At 73.2% G+C, this 20,980-nt stretch carries 20 protein-coding genes and 1 pseudogene; 10 read left to right on the top strand and 11 right to left on the bottom strand.

The window, feature by feature from the left end; genetic code table 11:
- Window positions 1-47 precede the first annotated feature (47 nt).
- Window positions 48-668 (top strand): DUF305 domain-containing protein, encoded by a 621-nt coding sequence (locus ACFC1R_RS35050; protein WP_375945734.1) that lies wholly within the window; start codon window positions 48-50, stop codon window positions 666-668.
- A gap of 91 nt (window positions 669-759) precedes the next feature.
- Here the strand turns inward: ACFC1R_RS35050 and ACFC1R_RS35045 are convergent, their stop codons facing one another.
- Window positions 760-2,358, bottom strand: a complete 1,599-nt coding sequence (locus ACFC1R_RS35045) for an MFS transporter (protein WP_375945720.1) — start codon at window positions 2,356-2,358, stop codon at window positions 760-762.
- Window positions 2,359-2,494: 136 nt separating this feature from the next.
- Here ACFC1R_RS35045 and ACFC1R_RS35040 point away from each other — a divergent pair, with 136 nt between their 5' ends.
- Window positions 2,495-3,037: a MarR family winged helix-turn-helix transcriptional regulator gene (locus ACFC1R_RS35040; protein WP_375945718.1), complete on the top strand. Its 543-nt coding sequence runs from the start codon at window positions 2,495-2,497 to the stop codon at window positions 3,035-3,037.
- Window positions 3,038-3,096: 59 nt separating this feature from the next.
- Here ACFC1R_RS35040 and ACFC1R_RS35035 read toward each other — a convergent pair whose 3' ends face one another.
- The 6 genes from ACFC1R_RS35035 to ACFC1R_RS35010 form a co-directional block, all read right to left on the bottom strand.
- A complete protein-coding gene (locus tag ACFC1R_RS35035; protein ID WP_375945716.1) occupies window positions 3,097-3,600 on the bottom strand; it encodes a methylated-DNA--[protein]-cysteine S-methyltransferase in 504 nt (167 codons plus the stop codon).
- Window positions 3,597-5,138 carry a DNA-3-methyladenine glycosylase 2 family protein gene (locus ACFC1R_RS35030; RefSeq protein WP_375945714.1) on the bottom strand — a complete coding sequence of 514 codons (1,542 nt, stop codon included), beginning with the start codon at window positions 5,136-5,138 and terminating at the stop codon, window positions 3,597-3,599. The genes ACFC1R_RS35035 and ACFC1R_RS35030 overlap by 4 nt, the downstream gene beginning before the upstream one ends.
- A 151-nt stretch (window positions 5,139-5,289) precedes the next feature.
- Window positions 5,290-6,378 carry a ribosome small subunit-dependent GTPase A gene (gene rsgA, locus ACFC1R_RS35025; protein WP_375945712.1) on the bottom strand — a complete coding sequence of 363 codons (1,089 nt, stop codon included), beginning with the start codon at window positions 6,376-6,378 and terminating at the stop codon, window positions 5,290-5,292.
- 379 nt (window positions 6,379-6,757) lie between these two features.
- A complete protein-coding gene (locus ACFC1R_RS35020) occupies window positions 6,758-8,293 on the bottom strand; it encodes a LuxR C-terminal-related transcriptional regulator (protein ID WP_375945711.1) in 1,536 nt (511 codons plus the stop codon).
- Between the two features lie 635 nt (window positions 8,294-8,928).
- The gene (locus tag ACFC1R_RS35015) at window positions 8,929-9,873 is read right to left on the bottom strand and encodes an NAD-dependent epimerase/dehydratase family protein (protein WP_375945709.1); all 945 of its coding nucleotides are present in this window, start codon (window positions 9,871-9,873) and stop codon (window positions 8,929-8,931) included.
- Window positions 9,870-10,496, bottom strand: a complete 627-nt coding sequence (locus ACFC1R_RS35010) for a ScbR family autoregulator-binding transcription factor (RefSeq protein WP_375945707.1) — start codon at window positions 10,494-10,496, stop codon at window positions 9,870-9,872. The genes ACFC1R_RS35015 and ACFC1R_RS35010 overlap by 4 nt, the downstream gene beginning before the upstream one ends.
- Window positions 10,497-10,645: 149 nt before the next feature.
- On the opposite strand from ACFC1R_RS35010, the gene ACFC1R_RS35005 reads away from it, so the two are divergent.
- Window positions 10,646-11,551 (top strand): ScbA/BarX family gamma-butyrolactone biosynthesis protein, encoded by a 906-nt coding sequence (locus ACFC1R_RS35005; protein ID WP_375945705.1) that lies wholly within the window; start codon window positions 10,646-10,648, stop codon window positions 11,549-11,551.
- Between the two features lie 219 nt (window positions 11,552-11,770).
- On the opposite strand, the gene ACFC1R_RS35000 is transcribed toward ACFC1R_RS35005, so the two are convergent.
- Window positions 11,771-13,237: a glycosyltransferase family 39 protein gene (locus tag ACFC1R_RS35000; RefSeq protein ID WP_375945703.1), complete on the bottom strand. Its 1,467-nt coding sequence runs from the start codon at window positions 13,235-13,237 to the stop codon at window positions 11,771-11,773.
- Window positions 13,238-13,299: 62 nt separating this feature from the next.
- Between ACFC1R_RS35000 and ACFC1R_RS34995 the strand changes: the two genes are divergently transcribed.
- Window positions 13,300-14,604 (top strand): glycosyltransferase 87 family protein, encoded by a 1,305-nt coding sequence (locus tag ACFC1R_RS34995; RefSeq protein ID WP_375945701.1) that lies wholly within the window; start codon window positions 13,300-13,302, stop codon window positions 14,602-14,604.
- Between the two features lie 137 nt (window positions 14,605-14,741).
- Here ACFC1R_RS34995 and ACFC1R_RS34990 read toward each other — a convergent pair whose 3' ends face one another.
- The 3 genes from ACFC1R_RS34990 to ACFC1R_RS34980 all read right to left on the bottom strand — a co-directional run bounded on the left by ACFC1R_RS34990 (window position 14,742) and on the right by ACFC1R_RS34980 (window position 16,964).
- Complete coding sequence (locus ACFC1R_RS34990) at window positions 14,742-15,164, bottom strand: hypothetical protein (protein ID WP_375945699.1); 423 nt, start codon at window positions 15,162-15,164, stop codon at window positions 14,742-14,744.
- A complete protein-coding gene (locus ACFC1R_RS34985) occupies window positions 15,161-15,610 on the bottom strand; it encodes a MarR family winged helix-turn-helix transcriptional regulator (RefSeq protein WP_375945697.1) in 450 nt (149 codons plus the stop codon). The genes ACFC1R_RS34990 and ACFC1R_RS34985 overlap by 4 nt, the downstream gene beginning before the upstream one ends.
- Before the next feature lie 157 nt (window positions 15,611-15,767).
- Window positions 15,768-16,964, bottom strand: a complete 1,197-nt coding sequence (locus ACFC1R_RS34980) for a YihY/virulence factor BrkB family protein (RefSeq protein ID WP_375945695.1) — start codon at window positions 16,962-16,964, stop codon at window positions 15,768-15,770.
- 380 nt (window positions 16,965-17,344) lie between these two features.
- Here ACFC1R_RS34980 and ACFC1R_RS34975 point away from each other — a divergent pair, with 380 nt between their 5' ends.
- The 6 genes and pseudogenes from ACFC1R_RS34975 to ACFC1R_RS34950 form a co-directional block, all read left to right on the top strand.
- Entirely contained in the window at window positions 17,345-17,428 is an 84-nt protein-coding gene (locus ACFC1R_RS34975) for a putative leader peptide (protein ID WP_317634116.1), read from the top strand.
- Between the two features lie 184 nt (window positions 17,429-17,612).
- Window positions 17,613-19,337 (top strand): nitrite/sulfite reductase, encoded by a 1,725-nt coding sequence (locus ACFC1R_RS34970; protein WP_375945693.1) that lies wholly within the window; start codon window positions 17,613-17,615, stop codon window positions 19,335-19,337.
- Entirely contained in the window at window positions 19,334-19,510 is a 177-nt protein-coding gene (locus ACFC1R_RS34965) for a hypothetical protein (protein ID WP_375945691.1), read from the top strand. Before ACFC1R_RS34970 ends, ACFC1R_RS34965 begins: the two co-directional genes overlap by 4 nt.
- The gene (locus ACFC1R_RS34960; protein ID WP_375945689.1) at window positions 19,494-20,192 is read left to right on the top strand and encodes a phosphoadenylyl-sulfate reductase; all 699 of its coding nucleotides are present in this window, start codon (window positions 19,494-19,496) and stop codon (window positions 20,190-20,192) included. Before ACFC1R_RS34965 ends, ACFC1R_RS34960 begins: the two co-directional genes overlap by 17 nt.
- Window positions 20,193-20,242: 50 nt before the next feature.
- Entirely contained in the window at window positions 20,243-20,842 is a 600-nt protein-coding gene (cysC, locus tag ACFC1R_RS34955; RefSeq protein ID WP_375945687.1) for an adenylyl-sulfate kinase, read from the top strand.
- A pseudogene (locus tag ACFC1R_RS34950) lies at window positions 20,839-20,980 on the top strand (sulfate adenylyltransferase small subunit); the annotation flags it as partial. The gene cysC and the pseudogene ACFC1R_RS34950, both read left to right, overlap by 4 nt.

Below are 20,980 nucleotides of genomic sequence, written 5' to 3'. Positions count from 1 at the left end.
AGTCGCTCGACAGCATCGAGGGGCCCGCCGGGCCGCGCAGGCGGCGGATGTGGTGGCCGGCCGCGCTGGCCGCCGCCGTGGCGCTCGGACTGGGGGTCCCGGCGCTGATGGCCGGGGGTTCGTCCGCCTCGGAGACGGTGGCCAGCGCGCCTGCCACCGACTCGCCCGAGGCCGGGTTCGCCCGCGACATGGCGACCCACCACCAGCAGGCGATCGACATGTCGTTCATCGTCCGGGACCGCACCCAGGACACCGCCGTCCGCAACCTCGCCTTCGACATCATCAACACCCAGGCCAACCAGCGCGGCATGCTGATGGGCTGGCTCGACCAGTGGGGGCTGACGCAGAGCTCGGCCGCCAAGCCCATGGCGTGGATGAAGATGGACCACGCCTACACCGCGCACGACGGTTCGCTGATGCCCGGCATGGCCACCAACACCGAGCTCGACAAGCTGCGCGGGCTCAGCGGGCGGGACGCCGAGGTGTACTACCTCCAGCTGATGGCCGAGCACCACAAGGGCGGGATCGAGATGGCCCAGGGCTACCTCGACATGAGCACCAACCCGGTGGAGAAGCGGCTCGCCCAGACCATGGTCAACGGGCAGCGGGCCGAGATCGACCTGATCACCGACATGCTCAAGGAGCGCGGGGCCAAGCCGCTCTCCTGACTCCTGTCGGCCCGCGCCGCCAGCAGATGACGGGGTGCGGTGGACTCCGGTCCGCCGCACCCCGTTCGGGTACCGCCCCGCGGTCAGCACCTCAACGGTTCGCCCGTGTCCGGGCGGGGGCCGGTACCCGCACGGCTTCGCGCGCGGGTGCGCCCTTGGAGAGCAGCGCCGCCAGCGCGGCGGCCGCGACCAGCAGCAGCAGGACCGTCGTTCCTCCGGCTGCCCGGCCCGCCAGGTGGACACCGAGGACGGGCAGCGCGGTCCCCAGGGCGGTGCCCAGGCTGCGGACCATGTTGACCATGCCACCGCCGACCGCCGAGCTCTCTGCGGGGATCGCCCGCATCACCAGGGCGTTGTTGGCGGGCAGCAGCAGTCCGAGGCCGAAGCCCGCCAGGGTGCAGCCCGTTACGAAGACCGGTTCCACGGGGAGGACCGGGAGAGCGGTGAGGACGGTGAGTACCAAGCCGAGCCCGGCGAGCAGCGCGCCGCAGCGGCAGCGGGCGGCGTCGGACCAGCGCCGGGGCAGCAGGACCCCGCCGAGGGTGGCGGCGAACGCGAAGGCGACCGGCAGCGCTGTGATCACCAGCCCGGCGGTGGCGGCCGGGAGCCCCTCGCCCACGAGCAGCACCGGGCCGAGCACGAGGGGGCAGAAGAGCAACAGGTAGCCGATCAGGGCCACCAGCAGACCGGCCCGGATCCCGGGAGTGTTGACCAGTCCGGGGGCGATGATCGGACGGTCCGCGTGCTGCTCCTGCCGGGCGAGGGCGACCGCCAGTACCGCCGCGAGCAGCAGCAGACCACCCGCCGCCCAGCCGGGCAGCGGCAGGCCGGAGGCCACGGAGAGGGCCAGCAGCAGTGCGGTCGAGGAGCCGGCCAGCAGGACCAGGCCGAGCAGGTCGAACCTTCCCTCCCCACTGATCCGCCCGTCCCCGCCGACGGGCCGCACGGCGGCGACCGGCACCGCTCCGCCGCGCCCTGCCAGGCCGTCCAACCGTTCGCCGACCTGACGGACCGGACGGACCGGACGGCCCCGGGGGTGGGTGCGCGGCAGCAGGAACCAGCCGGCCAGGATGCCGAGGACGCCGATCGGGACGTTGATCCAGAACACCCAGCGCCAGGAGGCGTGGGCCACCAGCAGTCCCCCGAGGGTCGGACCGAGAGCGAGGCCGAGGGCCTGGGCCGCCGCCTGTATGCCGAGCGCGGTGCGCATCGCCCGTTCGGGTACACCGCGCGCGACCAGGGCCACACTGTTGGCCTGCATCATGGCGCCGCCCACGGCCTGCACGGCCCGGCAGACCACCAGTTCGGCGAGATCGGTGGCGAACCCGGCACCGAGCGAGGCCAGGGCGAAGACGGCGAAGCCGCCGAGGTACACGGTCTTCCGTCCGACCAGGTCGGAGAGCCGGCCGACCGGGGCCAGCAGGGCCACCAGGACCAGCAGGTACGAGAGCGCCACCCACTCCACGGCGGCGAAGTTGGCCTGGAACCCGCGTTCCAGGGCGGGGAAGACCAGGACGGTGATGCTGGCCGTGAGCTGCCCGAGGAAGGCGCCGAGGCAGACCGTCCCGACGGCCAGCCAGTGGGCGTGCCGCCAGACCGCTATCGCCCGGGGTCGGGGGTGCTCGGCGAGCAGGCGGCTGTCGAGCAGTCGGGTGCCGTCGAGCAGTCGTGGCCGGCGGTCGGTGCTCATACCCAGAATATATCGGATGCCGAACTATTCTTGAACCGACCCTGTCCCCTATCGATCATCTCGACATGGGATGCAATCGTCTACCGAGCTGGTCACCGACCGAACCACGCGCCTGGGAGGAGATACGCTTTCCGCCATGCCGTCGCTGCCCAGCCCCTCTTCCGCCTCCTCCGACCCCACCCTCACCGGTGGTGAGTCCGTGCTGGAGAAGGCGGCAGCGATCGAGCGCGCCCAGCGGCTCACGGATGTGATCACCAGACTGCGCCGGGCCCTGCGCAGCAGCATCCGCACCGAGTACCCCTGGGAGTCGCTGCCGATGGCCCAGGTCGAGCTGCTCCAGACGCTGGCCGCCGCGCCGCTGCGGGTCGGCGAACTGGCGGCACGCCAGCGCCTGGCCCCGAACACCGTCAGCGGGCTGGTCGGCAAGCTGCTGGAGGCCGGTTTCGTGGACCGGCAGGCCGATCCCGGCGACCGCCGCACCGCCCGGATCGCCCTGACCGAGGCGGGCCACCAGCAGCTCAGGGACTGGCAGCACGCCCACGAGCGCCGGATGGCCGACGCCCTGGAGAGCCTGTCGCGGGCGGACCGCGAGGCCGTCATGCGCGCCCTGCCCGGCCTGGAGCAGCTGGCCAAGGCGCTGACCGGCCCGGGTCTGCCCGAGGACCGCACGGGCCTGTGACCCGTCCGCCCCGCGGTCGGCCGAACCGGCAACGGTCCGGCGGCAGCGGACAGCGGCCGTCAGAACAGCGTTCCGCGCTCCAGTTCCAGCAGCCAGCGCTTGCGGTCGACCCCGGCCGCGAAGCCGGTGAGCGCGCCACTGGCGCCCATCACCCGGTGGCACGGCCGGACCACGAGCAGCGGGTTGGCGCCCACCGCGCCGCCGACCGCCCGCACCGCGCGCGGCGACTTCCCGGCGGCCGCGCCGAGTTCACCGTAGGTGACGGTGGTGCCGTACGGGATGTCGTCCAGGGCGTGCCAGATCTGCTGCCGGAACTCCGTGCCGACCGGCGCCAGCGGCAGGTCGAAGACGGTCAGTTCACCGGCGAAGTAGGCCGTCAGCTGCTCCACGGCCGGGGCCAGCGGCAGCGCGTCCGGCACCCAGTCGGGGGCGGGCTCCGAGAGCGCGCCCTTCTGGCCGGGTGCGGTCACCGCGGTCAGCGCGGCCGGTCCGTTGCCGTCCAGGGTGCCGCTCAGCAGCAGCACGCCCAGCGGGCTCTCCATGGTCGTGAACACCGTTGTCATGCCTGCTCACCCTTCACACTGTTCGAAGTCGTCCGTCCCGCTGCCGGGTTCACCGCCGGAGCGGTGGACCACAGCCGGTGGACGGCGTACGAGCGCCACGGCGCCCAGGTCTGCGCGATCGCGGCGGCCGCCACCGGGTCGCCCGGCTGTCCGAGGCGGACCAGCCCGTGCCTGACGCCGGCGTCCGTGGGCAGGAAGACGTCCGGGTCGGCGAGGGCCCGCATCCGCAGGTAGCCGACCGTCCACGGTCCGATCCCGGGCAGGTCCAGCAGCGCGGCCGCCGCCTGCTCGCGGTCGACGCCGCCGTCCAGCCGTACCGTGCCGTCGGCGAGCGCGGCGCACAGTCCGGTGAGTGCCCGGCGGCGGGACTGCGGCATGGCCAGGTCGCCCGGGTCCGCCCCGGCCAGGGCGGCGGCGCTCGGGAAGAGCACCCGCAACCCGCCGTTGGGCTCCGCCAGCGGCACGCCGTACCGGTCGGCGAGCCGTCCGGCCAGGGTACGCGCGGCCGCGACGGAGACCTGCTGGCCCAGCACCGCCCGTACCGCCAGCTCGTGCGGGTCCACGTGGCCGGGCGAACGGACGCCGGGGCGGGCGCGGACCAGGTCGCCGAGGACCGGGTCGGCGCCCAGCCGGGTGTCCACGGCGTCCGGGTCGGCGTCCAGGTCGAAGAGGGCGCGCAACCGGTGCACGGCTGTGGTGAGGTCGCGCAGGTCGGTCAGGCTCAGGCGGCAGTCCAGCCAGCCCCGGCGGGGGTCGGCGGCCGGGCCCGGGCCGTCCACCTCGGCGACGGCGTGGCCGTACGGGAGCGCGAGGGTGCGCCGGTAGGTGCGGACACCGGGCTGTGCGCCGGGGACGACCTCCTCCACGCCGGGGACGGCGCGCAGGGCCAGGAAGTCGATCAGGTGCTCGGTGTCGAGGGCGCCCCGGTAGGCGAGGCGCAGGCTGATCGAACCGGCTCGCACGGTGTTCCGGCGGCCGGTCGCGACCTCCGCGCGCAGACCGCTCGGGGTGCGGTCGTAGACCTCGCGGACGGTCTCGTTGAACTGCCGGACCGAGGCGAAGCCGGCCGCGAACGCGATCTCGGTGACCGGCAGTCCGGTGGTCTGGAGCAGCAGCCTGGCGGTCTGCGCACGCTGGGCCCTGGCCAGGGCGAGCGGGCCCGCGCCGAGTTCGGCGGTCAGCTGGCGCTGCAACTGGCGGGAGCTGTAGCCGAGTCGGTCGGCCAGCCCGGCGACGCCCTCGCGGTCCACCACGCCGTCGCCGATCAGCCGCATCGCCCGGCCGACCAGGTCCGCCCGGTGGTTCCACTCGGGCGAGCCGGGGACGGAGTCCGGGCGGCAGCGACGGCAGGCCCGGTAGCCGGCGCCCTGAGCGGCCGCCGCGGTGGGGTAGAAGGAGCAGTTCGCCCGCTTCGGGGTGACCGCGGGGCAGCTCGGCCGGCAGTAGATGCCCGTGGTGCGGACGGCCGTGAAGAACACCCCGTCGAAGCGGGCGTCCCGGCTGTCCACGGCTCGGTATCGGGTGTCGTCGTCGATCACGCTGTCCAGTCTGCGTCACCGCAGGGGCGTCGACTGGCGGAAATCGGACGCGGCCGTCAGCGGCGCACGATCCGGACCTGCCCCCGGGCCCGCGGCGGTGCGGCCGCCCCTGCGATCAGGAGCGGCCGCACCCGGAGGCCCGGCGCGGGGTTCAGCGGCGGGTCGGGTTGTGCGGCCCGCGCATCGACTTGGTGATGCTCTTCCACCGCTGGAGACGGGCAGCGGCCAGCCGGGCGTCCGTCCGGGAGGCGTTCCACTCGTTCTCGCGCTGCAGCTTGAGGTAGCTCTCCCACCTGCGCTGCGGGAGCGTGCCGTCCGCCAGGGCGGCGGCCACCGCGCAGCCGGGCTCGGTGCGGTGGCCGCAGTCGTGGAAGCGGCAGCCCTCGGCGAGCTCCTCGATCTCGCCGAAAGCCTGCCGGAGCCCCTCGCCACCGAACAGGCCGACGCCGCGCAGCCCGGGGGTGTCGATGACCACGCCGCCACCGGGCAGCGGGATCAACTCCCGGGCGGTGGTGGTGTGCCGGCCCTTCTCGTCCCGGTCCCTGGTCTGCTGGACGGCCATCGTCTCGGTACCGGTCAGCGCGTTGGTCAGGGTGGACTTGCCCGCTCCGGACTGGCCGATCAGCGCGGTCGATCCGCCGAGGCAGGCGCGCAGGACGTCCAGCCCCTCGCCGGTCTCGGCGCTGACCACCAGGACCGGCACGCCGGGCGCGATCCCCTCGACGTCGGCCCTGATGTACTCGGCGTCGTCCGCCAGGTCGGCCTTGGTGAGGACGACCAGCGGGTCGGCACCGCTCTCCCAGGCCAGCGCCAGGAAGCGTTCGATCCGGCCGAGATCGGGCTCGGCCGCGAGCGAGACGGCGATCAGTACGGAGTCGATGTTGGCCGCCAGGACCTGTCCGTCCGAGCGCTTGCCCGCGCCCTTGCGGACGATCGCGGTACTGCGCGGCAGCAGCGCCGCCACCGTGGGCAGCGGCGTGGCCGCCAGGTCGACGGCCACCCAGTCACCGGTGCAGGGATTGCCGACCGGGTCGGTGTCGTGGACCGGCCGGGAGTCGGCCCGTACGGTCCGCAGCTCGCCCGACTCGGGGTCGGTGAGCACGACCTCGCACTGGCCGCGGTCCACCCGTGCGATGCGTGCAGGGGTGAGCCCGGCCTCGGCGAGGGGGGTGAACTCGGTTGCCCGCGCCTCGTCCCAGCCGAAGCCGGACAGCGGGAGGGCGACAGAGGAGTTGTTCAACGGGGGTGACCCTTCGGAAGAAAGGGTGGCCCCGGCCGTGCGCGCCCGACGCTCGGGCGTCAGCGCATGGGTGTGGGAGTGGGTCGGCCGGAGACCACGGAGGTAGGAACGCCGGTCTTCTTGGCACGGGCAACGCGCCGGACAACGACAGCCACCACAGCCCCCACCTCCCTCGTCACTCGACAGCCGATACGGTCGACAGCCCGGGGCGCGGCCACCGATGGGCCCTCCCGGACGGGCACCACGGTAGTGCGGGTCCGTCCGGGAACGCCATCGATTAATCCACGCCCGGCCCGGACCCCGCCCCGCCGGGCCCCGCCCGACCCCGGTCGCCGCCGACGCCGCCGACGCCGCCGCCGCAACAGGTCTGCCGGAAGGGTCAGTTGGTCCGGCGTCCGCTCGCCCCGCCGGGCCCCGCACCGTACTCGTGCGCCAGCCGCAGCAGATCGATCCGGGAACCGATGGAGAAGGCCTGGTAGATCTTGCGCAGGTGATAGTTGACCGTATGGGGGGACAGGAAGACCCGCTCGGCGATCTGACGGTTCGTCAGTCCACCGATCACCAGCCGGACGATGACCCGCTGGCGCTCGGTGAGCCCTCCCCAGCCCGCCTCCACCGGCCCCTCCGTGAGGTCGGCCACCGACCCTGCAGCGAGCGGACCCGAAAGGGCCGGACTCGAAACGGTCGGACTCGAAACGGTCGGACCGAGGGCGATCGGGCCTGGGGCGATCGGGCCTGGACCGGCCCACCCCTCAGCGGCCGTTCCGGCGGCGGGGCCCGCCGGTCGCCCGCTCCCGTGTGGGCCGGGGTGCGGCACCTGAACGCCGCCGGCTCCGAGGGCGGCCGCGCCGCGTCCGGCCTGCCAGGGCTGCCAGGGCTGCCAGGGCTGCCAGGGCTGCTGAGCCTGCCTGGACTGCCGGCCCCAGGCCCCCAGGGCCGGCACCCCGCGGTGCGCGAGGGCCGTGGCGCCGAACCCACGGCCCGGCCCGACGCCGGCGCGCACCGGACCGGCCGGCCCGGCCGGCCCGGCCGGCCCCTGCACCCGGAACTGCTGCGCCCGCTGGGCCGCGGCCTGCCGCCGCAGTGCCGTCCGCACGGTGGGCGGCATCGACTCGCAGGTCGTCCGCCAGAAGAGCTCGTTCGCGAAGGCGAGGTCACCGGTGTCACCGCGCACCAGCCCGGCGATCACCGCCTCGTCGAAGGCGGGGAGCAGGTTGGCCGGCGTGGTGCCCAGCAGCCCCGCCAGTTCGTCGAAGGCGATCCGGCGGTCCAGTACGGCCGCCACCCGCAGCATCCGGCGACAGAAGGCGGAGCAGTCGTGCAACAGCCGCTGCACCAGGACCCGGACCCGCTCGGGGGTCGCGTACGAGGTGAGCCGGGCCGTCGGCCCGAGCGCCAGGAAGCCCTCCTCCCGCACTCCCTCGACCAGCGCCCTCAGCGCCTCGGGGTGCCCGCCCGCCTCGGACAGCACCCGGCAGAGGGCGGCATCGGGTTCGGCCCCCAGCAGGTCGGCGGCGAGCGCGTGCGCCTCCGGTTCGCCCAGCCGACCGAGCACCAGCTGCTCCTGATGGATCGTCATGGAGAGCAGGGCGTTGTCCACCGGGCCGTTGGCCGATCCGCGCCGGCGGGCGACGCACCAGACGGTCGGGGTGTCCGCGACCCGTCCGCGCAGGGTGTTGAGCGCCCTGGCGTCCTCGGCACCCGCGCGGTGGAGGTCATCGAGCAGGACGACCAGCGGACCGCCCGAGTCCACACCGCCGCGCAGCCCGTTCAGGACCGGGACGCCGAGCCCTTCCGCCATGCGCCCGGCCTCGTGGAGCATCCTGGATTTCCCGGCGCCGGTGGTTCCCTCGAATTCGAGCAGTACGCTGCCGAGAGCCTCCACCGAGGAAATCAGCTCACGGATTCTGGACATCTCGGCGACACGACCGCGCAGCGGCAGTTCATGCGGCCCGAGTAAAACGTGCATGACCCGGTCACCCTCCACCGTATTCTCCGGGAAGCGGCAGTGGACGGCGAGCATGGACTCCGGTGAGCGCAGGCCACCGACCCTGCAGCATTCAAAAAGGAAGTCCACCCGGGCCCGACGAACAATCGGACGCAGCCCATGGGAGCGGACTCGTGATTCACCGCGCTCTGAACATCGGATGACGCCGACGAATACGTTCGACCTTCGCCCACGACCGACCGTGCAGGTACGCGCCGAACGCTAGCACACCAATATTGACCGGTCTGCAAATAGCGCATGACGACATCGTTCCGCGACACCGGTGCGGCCCGGCCTGCGCCACCGGACCCTGCGGGCCCCGCCTCCCCTCCGTCACGTGTCACAACCTGACCGACCCGAGAATAATACAGAACGCTCTCTTTGTTTTTGGGTGGAACGGAAACCTCCGCTTCCGAGCGGCCCGAGGACCCCGGCGGCGGCCCTGGGCCCGCAGCCGACCCGAGGTGTCCCGAGGCACGGAGACGACCGGAGACCCGGATGGCCCGAGCCGTCCGGGGGTGACCCCGGAACGCCACGCCGCTTCCAGCGGGGAGGAGTTCAGCTCACTTCGGCCGCTCGGCCGCCGCGAGGTGCTCGCGGTACCACGGGGCCGCGTCACCCAGCCGCGCCAACGCCCCCGGGCCGGCCGGACAGTCCGCCAGTTCCCAGATCTCCCCGCTGCGGTACCAGTGGTCCCGGGCCAGCAGCGAGAACTGACGCTCCGACACCCTCCCCTGCGTCTGCGCCAACACCCGCACGCACTCCGGCCACGACAGGTCGGGCCCGGACTGCGGCGGCAGCACCCCGTGCCGGGTCAGTTCGGCGAGCAGTTCGCCGACCGCCACCGGCCGCGGGTGGCTCGCGTGGTAGACGCCGGGCTCGACCGGATCCGCCGCCGTCGCGAGCGCGGCGATCAGGCGGGCCAGCTCGCGGACCTCCACCACGGACAGCAGGCCGGTACCGCCGGCCCACAACGCCGGTACCCTGCGGACGAGTTCGAAGTAGGCGGGCACCACCCAGCGGTCCCCCGCGCCGAGCACCAGGCCCGGCCGCAGGACCACCGCGCCGGCCTCCCGGGCGAACCCCTCGGCCGCCAGCCTGGTCCTGCTCGCGTGGGACACCGGCTCCGGGCGCACCCCGTCCACCGGAATGCCCCGGTGCGGGCCGCAGCCGTAGACGGCGGCCGTGGACAGCTGCACGATGCGCGGCACCCCGGCCCTCACGGCCTCCGCCATCAGCGCCCCGGTGCCCCGGGAGTTCACCGCCTCGCACTCCTCGGCGGTGCCGCCGACCCGCGCGGCCAGGTGGAGTAAGACCTCGGCACCGGAACACAGTTCGCGGAGCGAGGCCCGGTCGGTGAGGTCCCCGGGCACCCGGTGCACCGCGCCGTCCTGCGACGCATCCCCCCGCACCAGGGCGCGGACCTCCACCCCCTGGCCGAGCAGCGTGCGCAGTACCGTCGACCCGATGAATCCGGTCGCACCCGTCAGCGCGATGCGCACCGTCATGACCACGCCCCACGGTGGTTGGTGTCGATGACCAGGCCTTCCCGCACCTCCTGCCGGGCGAGCCCCGGCAGCAGGTAGCGCCAGAGTTCGGCGATCCGCTCCGGCAGGTCGGCCCGGTTGGTCGAGATCTGCGACATGACCTGGGTGCCGGTGAAGGCCGCCACCAGGAGCCGGGCGAAGCCCCGACCGTCCACGTCGGGCAGGAGTTCACCGCGCTCCCGGGCCACGGTCAGCTCCTTGGAGAACTGCTCGATCCACCACTCGTAGACCGAGTACTCGGCCAGCCCCGACTCCTCCTGCTCGACGGCGAGGCGCACCCCGGCCCGGAGCAGCACGTTGTGCCGGAGCTCGACCGCCAGGTAGAGGGTGAGGTCGACCAACTGCTGCAACCCCTGGGGGGACTTCGGCAGGTCCAGCTTGTCGGCCTGGTGCACGATGACCGCCCGCGCCAGGTCCTCCTTGGACTTGAAGTGGAAGTAGACCGCCCCCTGGGTGGTCTCGGCCCGCTCCATAATCTTGCTGATCGCCGCCCCGGAGTACCCGTGCCGGTCGAAAACCTCGGCTGCGGCTTCGAGGATCAACCACCGCTTGCGGATAGCCCGTTCCTGCTTAGGCTGTGCCATCAACTCGCTCCTGGGACATCGACAAAAAACTGAACGTACTTTATTTTTTGACCGTCGCAGTATTCAACCCGCGTACCGAGAAGCGCTGCACTCGGAGTTGAGAGACGCCCGATATGTCCAACCTTACGCACACTGCCCCCGCCGCAGCCATGTCCGGGAGAACCGTCCCCCAGCACCTCGTGCACAAGCTCGATCCCGACGAGGTCTTCCTGACGGACTGGCAGCGCACTTCCCCCGATGCCTTCACCGTCACCGCGCGCTGGCCCGAGAACCAGTCCTTCCACTTGGCCGAGGACGGGTCGTACGAGCCGCTGCTGGTGACCGAGACGGTCCGTCAGCTCTTCCCACTGCTCTGCCACGTCGGATACGACATCCCGCTCGACCAGCACCTGGTCTGGGAGAGCTACCGCTACGCACTGATCCCCGACGTGTTACACCCCGGCACCCGACTCGGCCCCGTGGAGCTCTCGTTACGCGTGCTCTGCACCGATCCGGTCCGGCGCCGGGGTCGCCCGGTCGCGATGACCATGCACGTCGAACTGCTCCGCGACGGCATGCTGCACGCCCGCGCACGTTCGCGCTTCACCATCCAGGCCCCCGCCGTCTACCGCCGGCTGCGCGCCGACCACGGGGACGCCTCGCGGGCCATGGCCTCCGCGCTCCCGCTCCAACCGCCCGTTCCCGCGGGCGAGTCCGGCCGGCACCGGCCCGAGGACGTACTTCTCTCGCCGCTCGCGGGCCACGACGGCCCCGGCCGCGCCTGGCAGCTGCGGGTGGACACCTCGCACCCCAAGTACTTCGACCATCCCGTCGACCACGTGCCCGGCATGCTGCTGCTGGAAGCGGCCCGCCAGGCGACCCAGGCCGTCCTGCACCCGCACCCGGCGCTGCCGGTCGCGATGGAGACCGCCTTCCACCGCTACGTCGAGCTCGACGCCCCGTGCCGGATCGAGGCCCAGCTGCTCCCCTCCGGCCTGGTCCGGGTCACCGCCTGCCAGCAGGGTGAGCTCAGCTTCCGCGCCGATGTCCTGCCGGGCGCGGTTCCGCTCGTCTAGCCCGCCCCCGGGCCCGGCCGACCCCGGCAGGACGGCCCGGCCCGGGGTCCGGATGCGTCGGCGCGCGCATCCGCGCCGACTGCCCGACGGAGTCAAACCGGTATCCGGGCCGGTCGGGAGAGTTGTCGATCGAGGCGGCAACCACCGCCGGGACCAGCCGAGTTGACGCAGTCGCGGCGATCCCGCCACCGCTCCGAACCCCGGCCGGCACCTCCGGCGTCAGCCGCAGGAACCCCGGGCCGCATAGAGGGTGACCGTGATGCCGCGGACCGCCGTACTGCGACAGGGCCCGAACCGGGCGGCGAGCACGGCGAGTTTGGCCCGGTCGCGCGCGGAGGCGCCGGCCCGTGGGCGCGGGTCGGTGACCAGGACGACCCGGTGCACCGTGGCCAGGGCGGCCCGGATCCGCTCCGGTGCGGCCTCGACGCCGTTGATGGTGCCGGAGTCCGCGCCGCTCCGGTCCAGCGCGACGTCCGCCAGGGCGGCGAACGCGGAGGGGTCGTAGAGCGCGGCCTCCCTGCGGGCACCGGGGACGAAGAGCACGGCATCGCCCGGGCGCCCGAGGTCCCGCGCTGCCCGCGCCGCCGCGGCCACGTCGTTGGGCCTGCTCTGCGGAGTCCGCAGACCGCGTTCCAGCGGCAGCGGCGCCAGCACGAGTGCGGACAGGGCCAAGGCCGCGACCACCGGCCGCCCGGCGGTCGGCCACCGGGTCAGCGCACGCGGCAGCCGGGCCCAGCCCCGGTCGAGCGCCAGGCCGAGCAGCAGGGCGAGGCCCGCGTAGCTGAAGACGACGTAGCGGTCCACGTAGAGCGGGTCGAGGTACGAGACCAGGATCAGCACCACCGGAGGAAGCACCAGCAGCGGCAGCGCCAGTACCCGCAGCCGGAGCGCCGCACCGGGGACGGCGGGCTGCCGCAGGCAGGCGCAGAGCGCACCGACGGCGCTGGTGAGCGCCGGGGCCCAGATGTCGGACCAGTCCGGCGGCCTGATCCAGGCGACCTGGTCCGCCTGCGCACGGCTGATCAGCACCAGCGGGAGCAGCCCCGCCAGCACGATCGCCGTCGTCACGGCCCAGCCGCGCCACACCCGCCGCCCGGCCCGCCCCCACCAGAGGGTCACCGCGTGCCCGGCCACCACCAGCACGGCGAACTCGTGCAGCAGGGTGCCGAGCAGCATCACCGCCCCGTACGCCGCCCAGGCCGAGGCCCCCGGCCGCTGCCAGGCCCGGACCAGCAGCAGGCTGCCGACCACCACGGCCGCGCACACCGAGGCGTAACTGCGGCCTTCCTGCGCGTACTGCTGCACGGCGGGCACCAGCGCGAAGACCAGCCCGGCCAGCAGTCCGGCCCTCGGCCCGGCGAGCCGCCGGCCGATCTCGGCCAGCGCGGCGGCGGCCAGCACCATGGCCAGGACCGAGGGCAGCCGCAGCGCGAGCAGACCGCCGTCCCAGAACCGGAAGACGGTGTGGAGGAGGAGGTAGTGCAGCCCGTGCACCGCGTCGATCCCGTGGAGCATCCGCCAGATCTCGGGCAGGCTGCGGTGGGCGACCTGGTAACTCACCGCCTCGTCGCGCCAGATGCTTCCGCCCCGCTCGATCCCCCAGAGTCCGAGCAGGAGGGTCAGCAGGGCCGGTGGCAGTACGACGGGCCAGCGGCGGTCCGGCGTCGGTGGTTTGTCGGTGGTCACGATCATTCAGTATGCGGAACACCGGTGTCCGTTCCGAACTGACGGGTTGACAGACTGGTTCGATGACTCCGCACCTCCGACGACGCGTCCCACCCATCGTCCGGCCCGTCCTCGTCTGGCTGTTGAGCCGGGCCGTCCTGGTCGCCGGCGCACTCAAGGTCGGGCCGTTCGCGACGACGGACCCGCTCGACTACTCGGTCTCGCGGGTCTACCACGGCTGGTTCGACGTCATGTCAGGCGGCGGTTTCCCGATCGGCGACGTCACCTGGCAGTACCCGCCGGGCGCGGCCGGGGTGATCCTGGCCCCCGCGCTGTTCCCCTTCGTCGGGTACGACCGCGCCTTCGTGCTGCTGTGCGCGCTGTGCGACCTGGCGGTGCTGGCCGGGCTGGTCAGGGCCGCGGTCAGAGCCGGACGCGGCACGGCGGCGGTCTGGCTGTGGACGGCGGGGCTGCCGCTGCTGTGGACCGTCCCGTGGACCCGGTTCGACATCGTGGTGGCCGCCGTGGCGGTGGCCGCACTGCTCGCGGGCCGCCGGAGCACGGCGCGCGGCGACCGGACGTTCGGGGTGCTGGTCGCACTCGGAACGCTGATCAAGGCATGGCCGGTACTGCTGCTGATCGGCACCGCTCGCGGGCTCCGCACCCGGCGCAGCTGGACGGCGGCGCTGCTCGGGCTGGCGGTGGCCGGCGGCGGGGCGGCGCTGGCCTGCCCCGGGGCGTACGGGTTCCTGACGGCTCAGCAGGAGCGGGGCATCCAGTTCGAGTCGCTCGGCGCGCTGCCGTTCCACCTCGCCCGACACCTGGGCTGGTCCGGCCGGCTGGCGGTCAACTACGGCTCGACGGAGTTCCTCGGGCCGTACGTCCCGGTGATGACGGTGGTCAGCGAGGTCTGCACGGCGCTGGCGCTCGGGTGGCTGGTGTGGTGGCGGCTGCGGGCCGACCTGCGGCCGGAGTGGGTGCTGCCGGACGCGGCGCTGACGGCGGTGCTGCTGTTCACGGTGACCAGCCGGGTGCTGAGTCCCCAGTACCTGGTGTGGCTGGTGGCGCTGGCGGCGGTCTGCCTGCTGCACCGGGAGAGCTCGCAGCGGCCGGTGGCCCACCTGGTCCTGACGGCCTGTCCGCTGACCATGGCGGTGTTCCCGTTCACGGGCCGCGCGCTGGTCGAGGGCTCGGTGCCGGCGGCCGTCCTGCTCGCCGCCCGCGACCTGCTGCTGCTCGGCGCCGCCCTGCTGTCCGCCCGCCGCCTCCACCTGGCCACGCGACGGCACCCCGGTGATCGAGGGGACACGCCGTCAGGTTCGTTGCCCCGGGAGTACGGTGAACCGAGCACCCGGCCGGGCGACTTCGCGCCCGCCCCGCAGCGGTAGCCGGGGCCGCCCGGGGGGCGGAAGCGGGCGGTGGCCCTCCGGGCCCGGCCGCTCGTCACAACCCGTCGAACCGGTGCGGCCGTTGCTCCGCCGCCGCCATCGTGCCGACTCCGCCCGGGGCGCCGCCGGTCGGCGTCCTACCGCGGGAACAGGGCGAGGTCGGGCTCGACCCAGCCGTTCTTCGCCTGCGGGCCGGCCAGCGTCGCCGGACGGTAGAAGCGGGTCAGCAGACGTTTGTCGAGCAGTTCGGGGTGGCGGTCGGCGAACGTGCCGAAGTCACCCTCGCCGTGCCCGGTCACGCGGTGTCCGACCAGTTCCACCCAGGCCCGGCTGACGGTCACGTGGTACTTCTGGGGCGCACCCGCGTAGCGGGCGGTGCGCTGGATGCCGTCGCTGACCAGGCCCACCGCCGCGGGCACACCGCACCGCCGCACGGCCAGCCACGTCAGGTGGACGTGCTCCCGGTGGCCGAACCGCTCGGCGGTCGCCATCACTTCGGCCATCAGCGCCTCGAAGGCGGGCAGGCCGTCGGTCTCCGTCCCAAACTGCTGCGGAGTCATGACGGCACCTCGGTCAGGGCCTGCAGGGCGGTGCGCAGACCGGCGATCGCATCGGCGGGCAGCCGGCCGAGCGCTCGGCGCTCCAGGTCGGTGACGGCCTGCCGGATCGTGGCGGCGGCCAGCCGTCCGGAGGCGGTGAGCTCGATGAGCACCGCCCGGCGGTCTCCCGGGCGGGTGCCCCGGGTGATGTGACCGCGCCGCTCCAGGCGGTCCAGCACGCTGGTCAGGGTGGTGGGGCGGGTGCCCACGGCCGCTCCCAGTTCGGACACGGTCCGCCCGCGGCCGTCGGCGAGGTTGGCCAGTGCGTTGATCTCGGAGGCGGTCAGGTCCAGGTCGACCAGCTCGGCGGCGAGCACCTGGAGGGTGGCGTGGGTGGCCCGCTGGAGCGCCAGCAGGGCCGACCACTCGGACGGCACGATTTCGGACTGCACGATTTCGGACTGCACGATTTGGAACTATACGATTTCGTATCACCGGTCGCAATCCGGGCCCACCCTGCCAGGCGCCCGGGCCCCTGCTGCCGATGCCGGTCCGCGCCGATGCCGATGCCGGTCACCCGGATTCGGGTTCGGACGGTGCAGAGATGCCGTACGCGGCGAAGCCCTACCGGTCGGCCCGGGGGCCGTGGTGGGGGCTGCCGTGCGGCGCCGGGGCGGCCGGGCGGTCGGTGTCGGGCGGCGGCGGGGGCTGGCGGCGGTGGGTGCCGCCGGCGCGCAGGCGGCCGCGCAGGTCCTTCGGCGGCAGGATCTCGGCCCAGCGCTCGGGGTACTCGGACGGGACGTCGCCGTCGTCCTCGTCGTCCTCGTACTCGTCCTCGTGACCCTCGGCGAGACCGAGCTCCCTGGCCAGCCGGGCCCGCTCCACCGCGCGCCGGGCGGTGACCTCGCGGACCACCGCCGCCGCGGCCTCCTCGTTGGCGCGCTCGTTCTCGGCGCGGGCGTCGGCGGTCTCGACCGTCGGCCACCTGCGGTCTATGGCGGCGTTCATCGCGGCGCCGATCAGAACGGCCAGCGCGACCACACCGATCCACAGCAGGACGGCCACCGGAGCGGCCAGCGACCCGTACACCGACGGGCCCTCCACCGAGTGGATCAGGTAGATCCGGAGCAGCACGCTGCACACCACCAGCACGCCGAGGGCGACCAGTGCGCCGGGGATGTCCTCGCGCCAAGGCGTGCTGACCGGGACGGCCACGTGGTAGAGCGTGGTGAGGAAGGCGACCAGCAGCAGGATGGTGGCCGGCCAGTACAGCGCGTTGACCACGCCGGCCGCCGTGGGCAGCTCGTAGACCAGCAGCCCCGGGCCCGCGACCAGCAGCGGCAGCACGAGCGAGCCGATCACCAGGGCACCGAGGTAGAGGCCGAGCGACATCAGCCGGGTCTGGACGATGCCGCGCTTGCCGTCGAGCCCGTACATGACGGTGATGGTGTCGATGAAGATGTACAGGGCCCGCGAGCCGGACCAGAGCGAGAGCAGGAAGCCGATCGAGATGAGGTCGGGGCGGCCGTTGTCGAAGACCCCGGTGAGCAGCGGCTGGACGATCTGGTCGATCGAGCTGGGCGAGAGCACCGTCCCGGCAGCCGAGACGATGTCGTGCTTGAGCTTGTCGATGGTGCCCGCGCCGAGGATCTCGTCCAGGTAGCCGAGCGTGCCGGCCAGGCAGAGGAGCAGCGGCGGGATGGAGAGCAGGGTGAAGAACGCGGCCTCCGCGGCGAGCCCGGTGACGCGGTACTCGACGCAGGTGTTGGTGGTGTCCTTGAGCAGGGCCCAGAGCGTGGTCCGCCACGCCGATCTGCGCACGGCGCGCCGACGCCTGCCACGGCGTCGCGAAGGCCGGTCGGGCGTCGTCCTGGAGGTTTCCCCTGCTGGTTGCACGCCCCTACGGTAGCGGGCCCGGTGCCCCCTCCCGGCCCGCCCTGCGGCACGGCCGCCGGGGCCCCGCCGACCGGCTGCCGGGCACCCCGCCGGACGGCCGGCCGAGGGGCGCCGCGCACGACGCGCAGGAGGCGACGCATATAAGGGGAGCGGCGGGCGCGGTTCCGACTCGCCTGCGCAGTGCGGCAGGTGACACAGCGGGCCCGGTCTGCGGCTCGCCCCCGGTGTATCGCATGGTGAAACCAATGCGTCCACTATTCGGATGTTAGTGGACCGCGAGTCGCTCGCCGTGCGAATCTCTTGCCATGCCAAGCGCCGGAGCCACCCTGGTAGGTCGACTGCACGTCGATCTCCTTCGCGTGTCCAGCGCCATCTGTCCGGTGACCTGAGCCCCACCCCGCCGCCACCACCGCACCCGGCGCCACCCCTTGCCATACCCGCAGAAGCGGTTGCACAGGCGCCCTCCGGCCGAGGTCACTGCCTGCCTGAACCTGCCCAAATCCGCAGGTGGGAAGCAGTTTCGCGGTCGGGTTGCCAGCCCCACCCCCAGCCTGCTGCCCAAAGGACGACACCATGGCCACCACTCCCGAGACGGTCGAGCCCGCAGCCGACAGCGCACCCGTGCGCCGCCCAGCCGCCGCCCGCAAGGTGACCCGCCACCGCGGCGAGGGCCAGTGGGGCATGGGCCACTTCACGCCGCTCAACGCCAACGAGCAGTTCAAGAAGGACGACGACGGTCTCAATGTACGGACACGTATTGAGACGATCTACTCGCGCCAGGGCTTCGACTCCATCGACCCCGCCGACCTGCGCGGCCGGATGCGCTGGTGGGGCCTGTACACCCAGCGCAAGGAGGGCATCGACGGCGGCAAGACGGCCATCCTGGACCCGCACGAGCTGGACGCCGAGTACTTCATGCTGCGCGTGCGCATCGACGGAGGCCGGCTGACGGTGGCCCAGCTCAGGGCGATCGGCGAGGTCTCCGAGCAGTACGGCCGGGGCACCGCCGACCTGACCGACCGGCAGAACGTGCAGTACCACTGGATCCGGATCGAGGACGTCCCGGCCATCTGGCAGAAGCTGGAGGCCGTCGGCCTGTCCACCACCGAGGCCTGCGGCGACACCCCCCGCGTCATCCTCGGCTCGCCCGTCGCCGGCATCGCCGAGGACGAGATCATCGACGGCACCCCGGCCATCGACGAGATCCAGCGCCGTTTCATCGGCAACCCGGACTTCTCCAACCTGCCGCGCAAGTTCAAGTCCGCGGTCTCCGGCTCGCCGCTGCTGGACGTGGCCCACGAGATCAACGACATCGCGTTCGTCGGCGTGGTCCACCCCGAGCACGGTCCCGGCTTCGACCTCTGGGTCGGCGGCGGCCTGTCCACCAACCCCAGGCTGGGCGTCCGCCTCGGCGCCTGGGTGCCGCTGGACGAGGTCGCGGACGTCTACGGCGGTGTGATCGGCATCTTCCGCGACTACGGCTACCGGCGCCTGCGCAACCGCGCCCGGCTGAAGTTCCTGGTCGCCGACTGGGGCGTGGAGAAGTTCCGCCGGGTGCTGGAGGACGAGTACCTCAAGTACCGGCTGATCGACGGCCCGGCACCCGCGGAGCCCAGCGGCCGCTGGCGCGACCACGTCGGCGTGCACCGGCAGAAGGACGGGAGGTTCTACGTCGGCTTCGCCCCTCGGGTCGGCCGGGTCAACGGCGAGCTGCTCACCCGGATCGCCGACCTCGCCGCCGAGCACGGCTCGAACCGGCTGCGCACCACCGCCGAGCAGAAGATGCTGGTCCTCGACATCGCCGAGGACCGGGTCGAGTCGCTGGTGGCCGGCCTGGAGGCGCTGGACCTGCGGGTCACCCCGTCCCCGTTCCGCCGCGGCACCATGGCCTGCACCGGCATCGAGTACTGCAAGCTGGCGATCGTCGAGACCAAGGAGCGCGGCCGTACGCTCATCGACGAACTGGAGCGCCGCCTGCCGGAGTTCGAGGAGCCGCTGACCATCAACATCAACGGCTGCCCGAACGCCTGCGCCCGGATCCAGGTCGCGGACATCGGTCTCAAGGGCCAGCTGGTGACGGACGAGAACGGCGAGCAGGTCGAGGGCTACCAGGTTCACCTCGGCGGCGCGCTGGGCCTCGAGGCCGGGTTCGGCCGCAAGGTCCGCGGGCTCAAGGTCACCAAGGACGGCCTGCCCGACTACGTCGAGCGCCTGCTGACCCGCTACCAGGCCGAGCGCCTCGAAGGCGAGCGGTTCGCCCAGTGGACCGCCCGCGCGAACGAGGAGGCCCTGTCGTGAGCGAGCGCGCCGCACCGTTCCACTGCCCGTACTGCGGGGACGAGGACCTGCGCCCGAACGAGACCGGCCACGGCGCCTGGGAGTGCGCGGCCTGCCGCCGGGCCTTCCAGCTGAAGTTCCTCGGACTGCTGTCCACCGCCAACGGGGGTACACCGCATGAGCACCACGACTGATCTGGAGCAGGTGGCGACCAGAGCCGGCCGCGAGCTGGAGGAGGCCACCCCGCAGGAGATCCTGCGGTGGGCCGCCGACACCTTCGGCAGGCGGTTCTGCGTCACCTCCTCGATGGAGGACGCGGTGGTGGCCCACCTGGCCTCCTCGGTCCTCCCGGGCGTGGACGTGGTGTTCCTGGACACCGGCTACCACTTCGCCGAGACCATCGGCACCCGGGACGCGGTCGCGGCGGTCATGCCGGTCAACGTCATCACGCTCACCCCGGAGCTCACCGTGGCCGAGCAGGACGCCCGGTACGGGCCCCAACTGCACGACCGCGACCCGGACCTGTGCTGCTCGCTGCGCAAGGTCGAGCCGCTGAACCGGGGTCTGGCCGGGTACGACGCCTGGGCGACCGGGCTGCGCCGCGACGAGTCGCCGTCCCGCGCCGGCACCCCGGTGGTGGCCTGGGACGCCAGGCGCCGCAAGGTCAAGCTCGCGCCGATCGCCCGCTGGACCCAGGCCGACGTGGACGCCTACGTCGACGCCAACGGGGTACTGCTCAACCCGCTGCTGTGGGAGGGCTACACCTCCATCGGGTGCTCCCCGCTCTCCTGCACCGCCAAGCCCGGCGAGGGCGAGCAGGGGCGGGCCGGCCGGTGGGCGGGCTCGGGCAAGACCGAGTGCGGCATCCACCTCTGACCGCCCGTCAGCAAAACCGTTAACCAACCCATCGACCAGGAGAGTTCACCGTGACGACAGCCGACACCTCGGCCGCCGGGGAAGCCGCAGGGGCGGCCCCCGCGGCCGCCCCGTGCGAGCGCGGCGCCACCGTGTGGCTGACCGGGCTGCCCAGCGCGGGCAAGACCACCCTCGCGTTCGCGCTGGCCGGGCGACTGCGCGCCGAGGGCCACAGGGTCGAGGTCCTGGACGGTGACGAGATCCGCGAGTTCCTCTCCAAGGGCCTGGGTTTCAGCCGCGAGGACCGGCACACCAACGTCACCCGGATCGGCTTCGTCGCCGAGAAGCTGGCGGCCAACGGCGTCAAGGTCCTCGCCCCGGTGATCGCGCCGTACGCCGACTCGCGCGCCGCCGTGCGCGAGCGGCACGCGGCGAACGGCACCGACTTCCTGGAGATCCACGTCGCGACGCCGGTCGAGGTCTGCTCGGAGCGGGACGTGAAGGGCCTCTACGCCAAGCAGGCGGCCGGCGAGATCTCCGGCCTGACCGGCGTGGACGACCCCTACGAGGCGCCCCGGGACCCGGAGCTGCGCCTGGAGACCCAGGGCCGGACGGTCGCCGACTCGGCTGCCGAACTGCACACCTTCCTGACCACGAGGGGCCTGGCATGACGACCGCGACCCACAGCCTTCCCGGGACGGAGAGCCCCTTCGCGCTCTCGCACCTCGACGCCCTGGAAGCCGAGTCGGTGCACGTCTTCCGCGAGGTGGCGGGCGAGTTCGAGCGCCCGGTGATCCTGTTCTCCGGCG

Source organism: Kitasatospora sp. NPDC056138, from assembly GCF_042264695.1.
Taxonomy (GTDB): Bacteria; Actinomycetota; Actinomycetes; order Streptomycetales; family Streptomycetaceae; genus Kitasatospora.
Note: the sequence above shows the minus strand (reverse complement) of the source record. Positions and strands in the feature narration are given on the sequence as shown.

Coding starts and splice junctions, on each gene's coding strand:
- ACFC1R_RS35050 (WP_375945734.1), top strand. CDS start 48: ATGTGGTGGCCGGCCGCGCTGGCCGCCGCCGTGGCGCTCGGACTGGGG.
- ACFC1R_RS35045 (WP_375945720.1), bottom strand. CDS start 2,358: ATGAGCACCGACCGCCGGCCACGACTGCTCGACGGCACCCGACTGCTC.
- ACFC1R_RS35040 (WP_375945718.1), top strand. CDS start 2,495: ATGCCGTCGCTGCCCAGCCCCTCTTCCGCCTCCTCCGACCCCACCCTC.
- ACFC1R_RS35035 (WP_375945716.1), bottom strand. CDS start 3,600: ATGACAACGGTGTTCACGACCATGGAGAGCCCGCTGGGCGTGCTGCTG.
- ACFC1R_RS35020 (WP_375945711.1), bottom strand. CDS start 8,293: ATGTCCAGAATCCGTGAGCTGATTTCCTCGGTGGAGGCTCTCGGCAGC.
- ACFC1R_RS35015 (WP_375945709.1), bottom strand. CDS start 9,873: ATGACGGTGCGCATCGCGCTGACGGGTGCGACCGGATTCATCGGGTCG.
- ACFC1R_RS35010 (WP_375945707.1), bottom strand. CDS start 10,496: ATGGCACAGCCTAAGCAGGAACGGGCTATCCGCAAGCGGTGGTTGATC.
- ACFC1R_RS35005 (WP_375945705.1), top strand. CDS start 10,646: ATGTCCGGGAGAACCGTCCCCCAGCACCTCGTGCACAAGCTCGATCCC.
- ACFC1R_RS34995 (WP_375945701.1), top strand. CDS start 13,300: ATGACTCCGCACCTCCGACGACGCGTCCCACCCATCGTCCGGCCCGTC.
- ACFC1R_RS34990 (WP_375945699.1), bottom strand. CDS start 15,164: ATGACTCCGCAGCAGTTTGGGACGGAGACCGACGGCCTGCCCGCCTTC.
- ACFC1R_RS34975 (WP_317634116.1), top strand. CDS start 17,345: ATGCCAAGCGCCGGAGCCACCCTGGTAGGTCGACTGCACGTCGATCTC.
- ACFC1R_RS34970 (WP_375945693.1), top strand. CDS start 17,613: ATGGCCACCACTCCCGAGACGGTCGAGCCCGCAGCCGACAGCGCACCC.
- ACFC1R_RS34960 (WP_375945689.1), top strand. CDS start 19,494: ATGAGCACCACGACTGATCTGGAGCAGGTGGCGACCAGAGCCGGCCGC.